General features: G+C 36.2%; 9 protein-coding genes, 2 tRNA genes and 1 pseudogene. 9 read left to right on the plus strand and 3 right to left on the minus strand.

Annotated elements, in window-relative coordinates:
* Both putA and WGMM_RS06815 read left to right on the plus strand, forming a co-directional pair.
* The coding region (putA, locus tag WGMM_RS03830; RefSeq protein WP_038250321.1) for a bifunctional proline dehydrogenase/L-glutamate gamma-semialdehyde dehydrogenase PutA at nucleotides 1-1,428 on the plus strand (1,428 nt) is incomplete at its 5' end.
* A gap of 190 nt (nucleotides 1,429-1,618) precedes the next feature.
* Nucleotides 1,619-1,765: a hypothetical protein gene (locus tag WGMM_RS06815; RefSeq protein WP_240991899.1), complete on the plus strand. Its 147-nt coding sequence runs from the start codon at nucleotides 1,619-1,621 to the stop codon at nucleotides 1,763-1,765.
* On the opposite strand, the pseudogene WGMM_RS05825 reads toward WGMM_RS06815, so the two are convergent.
* Nucleotides 1,746-2,265, minus strand: a pseudogene (locus WGMM_RS05825) (transposase); the annotation flags it as partial. The gene WGMM_RS06815 and the pseudogene WGMM_RS05825 overlap by 20 nt on opposite strands.
* A 154-nt stretch (nucleotides 2,266-2,419) precedes the next feature.
* On the opposite strand from WGMM_RS05825, the gene WGMM_RS07135 reads away from it, so the two are divergent.
* The 4 genes from WGMM_RS07135 to WGMM_RS03845 all read left to right on the plus strand — a co-directional run bounded on the left by WGMM_RS07135 (nucleotide 2,420) and on the right by WGMM_RS03845 (nucleotide 4,906).
* Nucleotides 2,420-2,554: a hypothetical protein gene (locus WGMM_RS07135; protein ID WP_255324782.1), complete on the plus strand. Its 135-nt coding sequence runs from the start codon at nucleotides 2,420-2,422 to the stop codon at nucleotides 2,552-2,554.
* A 32-nt stretch (nucleotides 2,555-2,586) separates the two neighbouring features.
* On the plus strand, nucleotides 2,587-2,892 hold the full coding sequence (locus tag WGMM_RS06820) for a hypothetical protein (protein ID WP_010963065.1): 306 nt from the start codon (nucleotides 2,587-2,589) through the stop codon (nucleotides 2,890-2,892).
* A 76-nt stretch (nucleotides 2,893-2,968) separates the two neighbouring features.
* A complete protein-coding gene (locus WGMM_RS06825) occupies nucleotides 2,969-3,271 on the plus strand; it encodes a hypothetical protein (RefSeq protein WP_240991897.1) in 303 nt (100 codons plus the stop codon).
* A 183-nt stretch (nucleotides 3,272-3,454) separates the two neighbouring features.
* Entirely contained in the window at nucleotides 3,455-4,906 is a 1,452-nt protein-coding gene (locus WGMM_RS03845) for an acyl-CoA carboxylase subunit beta (protein ID WP_128080212.1), read from the plus strand.
* A gap of 53 nt (nucleotides 4,907-4,959) precedes the next feature.
* Here WGMM_RS03845 and WGMM_RS03850 read toward each other — a convergent pair.
* Nucleotides 4,960-5,032 (minus strand) — tRNA-Thr (locus tag WGMM_RS03850).
* Between the two features lie 127 nt (nucleotides 5,033-5,159).
* On the opposite strand from WGMM_RS03850, the gene mutM reads away from it, so the two are divergent.
* Both mutM and pdxH read left to right on the plus strand, forming a co-directional pair.
* Nucleotides 5,160-5,975 carry a bifunctional DNA-formamidopyrimidine glycosylase/DNA-(apurinic or apyrimidinic site) lyase gene (gene mutM, locus WGMM_RS03855; RefSeq protein WP_038250322.1) on the plus strand — a complete coding sequence of 272 codons (816 nt, stop codon included), beginning with the start codon at nucleotides 5,160-5,162 and terminating at the stop codon, nucleotides 5,973-5,975.
* A 16-nt stretch (nucleotides 5,976-5,991) separates the two neighbouring features.
* Nucleotides 5,992-6,585: a pyridoxamine 5'-phosphate oxidase gene (gene pdxH, locus WGMM_RS03860; protein WP_038250194.1), complete on the plus strand. Its 594-nt coding sequence runs from the start codon at nucleotides 5,992-5,994 to the stop codon at nucleotides 6,583-6,585.
* Between the two features lie 3 nt (nucleotides 6,586-6,588).
* Here pdxH and WGMM_RS03865 read toward each other — a convergent pair.
* Nucleotides 6,589-6,665 (minus strand) — tRNA-Met (locus tag WGMM_RS03865).
* 62 nt (nucleotides 6,666-6,727) lie between these two features.
* On the opposite strand from WGMM_RS03865, the gene WGMM_RS03870 reads away from it, so the two are divergent.
* A partial coding sequence (locus WGMM_RS03870; RefSeq protein WP_038250332.1) for a ComEC/Rec2 family competence protein occupies nucleotides 6,728-7,936 on the plus strand: 1,209 nt, incomplete at its 3' end.

Genomic DNA, 7,936 nt, shown 5'->3' on the forward strand with positions numbered 1-7,936 from the left:
AATCCTGCACATTTGGAAAATGTAATTGGAGAAGTGTCAAGTGCAACAAGCGATCAAGCTTTAAACGCTCTTGAAATAGCACACAGTGCTTTTGCTAAGTGGCAGAATGTTTCAGCAGAAGAGCGCGCTAAATGCCTTGAAAAAGCTGCAGGTTTGCTTGAGGAAAGGATGAAAGAGTTAATTTACATTCTGATTGTGGAAGCAGGAAAAATTTTATCCGATGCAATAGCAGAAGTAAGAGAGGCAATCGACTTTCTGCGTTATTATGCAATGATAGCAAAAAATGAACTGAGCGACTGGAAAAAATTGCCGGGCCCAACAGGTGAAGATAACTTCATCTTTTTTGAAGGCAGAGGAGTTTTCTTATGCATATCACCGTGGAATTTTCCGCTCTCTATCTTCATTGGGCAGGTCTCAGCTGCACTTGCAGCAGGTGATGCAGTGCTGGCAAAACCGGCAGAGCAAACGCCGATTATTGCCTACGAAGCTGTTAAGATACTACATGAAGCTGGGATACCAAAGAATGTGTTACACCTCATTCCTGGGGATGGTGGATATTTAGGCAAAATATTAGTTCCAGACAATAGAATTGCCGGAGTAGCTTTTACTGGCTCAACACAAACTGCTCAAATAATCAATAAAATGCTTGCAAATAGGGATGGTCCTATTGTGCCACTTATTGCTGAAACAGGAGGGCTCAATGCTATGATAGTTGATAGCTCTGCTCTTTTAGAGCAAGTGGCTATGGATGCTTTGCTTTCTGCGTTTCGTAGCAGTGGTCAACGCTGTTCTGCACTTAGAGTGCTGTTTATTCAAGAGGACATAGCAGAGAAGCAGATAAAAATGATATGCGGTGCAGCGCAAGAACTCAAGATTGGTGACCCAATACAACTTAGTACTGATATTGGTCCAATAATTGACAAAGCATCTATCGATATGCTAACTCAACATACGCAAAAAATGTCAGAGGACGAAGATTCAAATCTGTTATTTAAAGTACCCATGGATACAAATTCTCATAATGGTTATTTCTTTCCTCCATATATTTATGAAATACAAAAAATTTCGCAATTAATGCAAGAAGTATTTGGTCCTATTTTACATATCATACGTTTTAACAAGTCAGAATTAAATGAAGTTATAAGTGATATAAATAGTACTGGATATGGACTCACGTTTTCTTTGCAGAGTCGTATACAAAGTCAAATTGATACTATAAGTAAAAAAATATCAGTTGGAAATGTCTACATCAACCGTAACCAGATAGGTGCAGCAGTTGGGATACAACCATTTGGTGGTAGAGGACTATCTGGCACTGGGCCAAAAGCTGGTGGTTCTCATTATTTACAGCGTTTTTCTACAGAAAAAGTTGTAAGTGTTAACACTACAGCATTTGGTGGTAACACTACACTTATGTGTTTGGATTAATTTGCAGGCCCTAATTTTTCTTACCCCTAAACTAGACGTTCGTGCAGTTATGTACACAGCGCTAAAATCCGAAAAGGACCAGCTCGTGCACTGAAATAAATCGTATCCATTCAGCCAATGACGTCAACTTAAGAATTTTCATTAGCAAACTCTCCTAAAGACATGATGGCGTTTAGGCTTATCTACTTTATTGCGGCTGTCCCGGTCGGATTTTATAGCTCTTTTTACAATAATCCGAACAGACCGTAATATGCTACTGGCCTGCTATAGACATAAACACATATCTTATCGCATTCGGACTATTATAAGAAAGGCTATAATAAACGCATTTGAGTGATAACTTCGGGTAATTGCTCTGCCGTCAACGTTTGTTCACCTATATTCCAAGCTGCAAGACGAGCACTGCAAATCAATGAAGTACACAAATCAACAAACAAATTGCCAATGGTGCCTGTTGTTCCATTTGGTTCAAACTCGGATACAATTTCCCCAGAGCTGGGTAATCTCATACCAGAACCATCTGCTGCAATAAGTCTATAGCCTCTCCAACTCAGGTTCATCCTGATAGGCTGTTTGGATGCTTAAATTCTTGAAAGCCTGTATGGCAAATCTTATACCTTGCTTTAGAAAAAACTTGCTTTGAGGGTACATGTCAATGGCTTCATAAGTTCACATTCTATTCCCAAACTTTTTTTAACTAACTTTAAAATCATAGAAAATACTGTCGAAAAAGGAAGTTTTCTTGTTCGTGTAAAACTCAACACAAAGGATTTTCTGAAAAGTTTTCGAGTACATTATATTTTTAATTTGTAGAATAAGGTTTTTTCCTTTTTGTATATTTCACCTAAAAAGGACACATTTTAGACTTCTTTGTTGAAATAATACAGAAACAAAAGTGCTGTCCCTTGCACTCTTTGGATAATTTAATGATAAAAAATTTGGAGAGAAATTTTATACACTATCGCTGATATTTTTCCTTAAGTTGACGCCATTGCCTGAACACTTACCTAATGATGAAGCTATCGAAAACATAGCAAAGAGACTTCAAAAATCTATAGACGATGCAAAAAAGCACAAGGTCATGTTTAGTGTTGACGTATTCCAAGGAGAAAAAAGTCATCAATAATAGATTATTCGATACTGATCTTATACCACCTCATGGAGCAAGATAAAAATGTTACTGAGACTGGAAAAGAAAAACTACGGCCTCTTATGTTAGAAATGTTTAATCTAGTTTCAACAGGCACTGATGTGAGCCAAGAAGTTCGGAGATTATTGCCAGAAGATATACTGAAAGAACGCGGCGAATATTTGTCACGTCTAAAACAAATTGTAAGTGATAGTATTGAAAATGACAAAAAAAAAGGAATTGTAGTAGAAAGAGATAATAAATTTTATTATGTACAGTGTCCAGAAAAAAGTGTGATCACTCCTGCAAAATTTTATGAACTCCCCGGAATTTAAGGACTTAGAATATGGTGCATTGCGAATAGGAGAAGGAGATAATCTAATCTGAATAAAAAGCTGGCAATATCATGATATGCAAGGCAAAGTAAAAATGACCTTTAGGGTAGGCGATGAAAAGATCGAAATGATTTTATCTTCTGAAAAAGCTGAAAGTTTTGGTAAAATAACGGTACATATGGATGACAAAAGTTGTGAAATCTTCTCAAAGTACCTAAAAGAGCTAGAAAAAGAACCTCATATAAGCAAGGTTGTTGAGGCTGTTAAAAGTTTTGCACAAACGAAAAGCAGTGCAGTTAATCCACCTCTTTCTAATACGAAAAGTATTGACACATCGCAACATTTTCAAAGTAGTGACCATGAATCACCAGAGCATTAACAATTATCATACATACATTGTTGCATATAGCAATAGTGTATGTGTATAGTTAGTAGGGTTTGTAAACTTAATAAAGTCTACAACTAATTTGAAAACTACTTTATTGTATGCAAGACTTTAAGATACTAGAAAATCTAAAAACCAAAGACACTAGAAGCTGAAAAAGGAGGCGGTTCTGACAGGATTACCAAACAACATGAAAAAGGGAAATTAACTGCTAGAGAAAGGCTCAGTATATTGCTCGATGAAAGTTCTTTTGCAGAATACGATAAATTCGTAAAACATCATGTAAATGATTTTGGCATGCAAAATGCTAATTTTTTAGGTGATGGGGTAGTGATTGGTCATGGTACTATTTATGGCAGAAAAGTTTTTGTTTATTCTCAGGATTTTACTGTCTTTGGTGGTTCACTTGGTGCGTCACATGCAAAAAAAATATGCAAAATTATGGATATGGCAATTAATGCCAGAGTTCCAATTATCGGACTAAATGATTCTGGTGGAGCCAGAATTCAGGAAGGAGTAAATTCTCTTGCTGGTTATGGAGAAATTTTTCAAAGAAACGTAAATGCATCGGGTGTTATACCACAAATTTCTTTAATTATGGGCCCATGTGCAGGAGGTGCAGTTTATTCCCCAGCATTAACTGACTTTACTTTCATGGTGAAAAACAGTTCATATATGTTTATAACCGGGCCAGATGTAGTAAAAAAGGTTACCTACGAAGACGTAAGTTTCGAAGACCTCGGTGGAGCAAAAATTCATACAAGCAAAACAGGAGTAGCGGATTTTGCATTCAATAATGATGTTGAAATGCTGCTAAAAATGCGTGAATTCTTTACTTTCTTACCAGCAAATAATCAAGAATCACCAAAATCTGCACCAATCTGTAATGATGTTGACGACATTGATGAATCCTTAAACACTCTAATTCCTACCAATCCTAATACCCCTTATGATATGTATGAACTCATTGAAAAAGTTTGTGATGAAAGGAATTTCTTTGAACTGAAACCTGATTTTGCTCGTAATATCATAACTGGTTTTGGTAGAATTGGAGGAAATACTGTCGGTATTGTTGCAAATCAACCTATGCACCTTGCAGGATGTTTGGATATTGATTCTTCAAGAAAAGCTGCGAGGTTTGTAAGGTTTTGTGACGCATTTAACATTCCGATCATCACACTTATTGATATTCCAGGATTTTTGCCGGGTACAAATCAAGAATACAATAATATAATACAACACGGAGCGAAACTGCTTTACGCTTACGCTGAAGCGACCGTGCCGAAAATTAGCCTTATCACTAGAAAAGCGTATGGTGGTGCATACATTGTTATGAATTCGAAACATCTAAAAGGTGATATAAATTATGCCTGGCCAACTGCTGAAATAGCTGTGATGGGCCCTGAAAGTGCAGTTGAGATTATATTTCGACACGAAAAAGATCAGCAAACGTTAATTAAAGAATACAAAGAAAAGTTCGCTAATCCATTTTTTGCTGCATCACATGGATACATTGATGACATTATAGTGCCAAGTAAAACAAGGTATCACTTTTATAAAGCATTAGAGCTACTCAAAAACAAGAAGGTAGAAAGGATATGGAAAAAGCATGACAACTTACCTCTTTAACTTTCTTTTAAGCCTTGCTTACAAGTTATGCAATATCATAAGTATAATCAGTGTGCCGTTACCAAGATTCGAACTTGGGACCTCGTCATTACCAATGACGTACTCTACCACCTGAGCTACAACGGCAAGTTCACATATTATGATAATGAATAACATAAAAAAAATAAGGAAAAAGAAGAAGAGAGAAAAAGATTAGCGAAAGCTTTAAAGCAAAATATTTTAAAAAGAAAAAAGCAGCAACAGAGTAGACAAGATGCCAGAATTACCGGAAGTGGAAGTAATCTCTAATTTTTTGCTTGATAAAATTAAAAACAAGCAAATTAGTAATGTCATAGTTAATAATTGGAATTTACGTGCCCCAATAACAAAAAATATTGATGATGTGCTAAAGGGCAGAGTCATAAATGATATTAAACGTAGAGGTAAGTACATAATCTCGAATACAGATGATAGTATGGCTGTCATCATACATCTTGGCATGAGCGGAAAGCTTATATATGCTGACCACGATCAAGTGCGGAATAAGCACGATCACGTGGTATTTTTATTTTCCGATAATACTTCAATAATCTTTAATGATCCAAGAAGATTTGGATTAGTTATTACTTTAAGCAAAGAACAAGAAATAAATTTTTTGACGGATTTCGGAATAGAGCCCCTCACGGATGAATTCAGTGGAGATTATTTACAGGAGTTGCTGAAAAACAAAAAAGTGAATATCAAATCAGCATTAATGGATAATAAATTAATAGTTGGCGTAGGGAATATATATGCTTCTGAAAGTTTGTTTAGAGCCCGCATATCACCACTCAGGTCAGCAAAAGACTTGACCTATAGAGAGTGCAAAAAACTTGCTGCTGAAATAAAAAATACTCTGAGTGATGCAATTGCTGCAGGCGGTTCAACACTGAAAGATTATGCACAGCCATCTGGATCTGCTGGATACTTTCAAAATAACTTTTACGTATATGGTAAAGTTCAAAAACCTTGCAAGATTTGCAATAATATCATAACACTTATACGACAAAATGGCCGTAGCACTTATTTTTGCAACGCGTGCCAGAATTAAGATTTTATTTTTTGATATGATATTTTCACCCGAACAAGATCCGTTTGATTTATTTTCAAAGTGGTATAAAGAAGTACTTAATTCTCCGTGTAAACAACCAACTGCAATGACGCTAGCAACTTGTAGCAAAGACTACATTCCATCTGCAAGAGTAGTATTACTAAAGGAATATAGTAAAGAAGGTTTTGTGTTTTTCACTAACATAAACAGTAAAAAAGGGAAAGAATTGACTGAGAACCCCAAAGCTGCGTTAGTGTTTCATTGGATAGAATTTGCTAGGCAAGTACGAATTGAAGGGGAGATTAAACTTCTAAACGATGAAAGAACTGACAAATACTTCTCTTCTCGAGCGCTGGGTAGTCAAATTAGCGCATGGTGCTCAAAACAATCGAGCATTCTGAAAGATTGGCAAGATTTTGAGCAAGCTATAAAATTGAAGGAAGAAGAATTTCACAATACACAAGTTTCTCGTCCTGATTTTTGGGTGGGATTTTGTGTAATCCCAAAAGTAATTGAATTTTGGCAAGAAGGTGAATATAGGAAGCACATTAGATTTAGATACACTCTTGTTGAGGGAAGCGATTGGAAAGTGGAACAACTATATCCTTAAAAATGGTTGCGGGAGTAGGATTTGAACCTACGACCTTCAGGTTATGAGCCTGACGAGCTACCGAGCTGCTCCATCCCGCGTCGTTGCTTATTTAGTTATTATATATACAAATAATGAAAAAAGAAAAATAAAATTTCACCACATGCAAATATCGACACACTTATTAACTTTTCTTGACATAATAGTTAGTTATATACGTAACAATCTGCGCAATGAACAATATAACTTGATACTGTGGTTTCCTGTTTTTCAGTGTGTAGGAATTCTAACCTATTTTTCCCTAAGTTTTGAACCAAGCTGCATATCTATTTTTCTTTTGCTTTTACCCACACTAATTTTGATTGCGATATTGTATAAAAGGTACGCGATATTGTGTATCGCTTTAATTGCAGTGCTCATAGGATTTACAGCTAGTAAATTAAGAACAGCTTTAGTTGATACTCAAATTCTTGATAAAGAGAGATATGTAAAAGATATCGTTGCCACAGTGAAGGATATTAACGACAGGGGCTCATATAAACAATTTCTGCTTTCTGTTGAAAAATCCCCTACTATCTCAAAATCCTCTCCTGTTATCCCAGTGCCCCCTTTTGTCATCCCAGTACTTGATACTGGGATCCAGAAAAAAAAGATATGGATTCCAGCGTCACGCGCTGGAATGACACCGGATAGAGCTCTAGATAACATCAGAATATCAGTTAGAACCAAAGTGGAAAAAGGCATTAAAATAGGCGATCAAGTAAAATTATCAGCAAAACTCTTCCCTCTAAAGATTGTGCCCTCGGAGTATGCATACGATTTTGCAAGAATAGCATATTACCAGAAAATAAGTGCAACAGGCTTTGCAACAAGCAAAATAGCCCTGCACAAAAAGGCTGAAGCAAGGCAATTTCTAGAGTATATAGAATCTTTCCGTCAATACATTTATGAAAACCTGCAGCAAAATATCAAGAAACCACATGCGGATATAATCTCTGCATTACTGATCGGTAAAAAAGATGGCATAGATCAAAAAACTATGGACGCGATACGAGATTCAGGTACAGCACATTTGTTTGCCATATCTGGTTTGCATTTATCATTCGTTGCTGGTCTGTTTTTTGTAGTGTTTCGTAATTTATTCGCAATATCTGAAACTTTGACTCTTAAGTATAACACCAAGAAAATATCTGCATTCCTTACTATCTTGCCAACCACGTTTTATTTGTTGATTACCGGTATGCAAATTTCTGCTCAGCGTGCCTACATCATGGTGATTTTAGTACTCGTTGCAATAATGATAGAGAGAAAATATCGAGGGTTAATAGCAATTGCGTTTGCTGCTTCAGTGATACTCTCAGTAGAACCAGAA

It is taken from the genome of Wolbachia endosymbiont of Glossina morsitans morsitans (assembly GCF_000689175.1).
Classification (GTDB): domain Bacteria; phylum Pseudomonadota; class Alphaproteobacteria; order Rickettsiales; family Anaplasmataceae; genus Wolbachia; species Wolbachia pipientis.

Bases quoted from the DNA above. Each gene is read 5' to 3' on its own strand.
- WGMM_RS06820 (WP_010963065.1), top strand. From the start codon at position 2,587: ATGGAGCAAGATAAAAATGTTACTGAGACTGGAAAAGAAAAACTACGG.
- WGMM_RS06825 (WP_240991897.1), top strand. From the start codon at position 2,969: ATGCAAGGCAAAGTAAAAATGACCTTTAGGGTAGGCGATGAAAAGATC.
- mutM (WP_038250322.1), top strand. From the start codon at position 5,160: ATGCCAGAATTACCGGAAGTGGAAGTAATCTCTAATTTTTTGCTTGAT.
- pdxH (WP_038250194.1), top strand. From the start codon at position 5,992: ATGATATTTTCACCCGAACAAGATCCGTTTGATTTATTTTCAAAGTGG.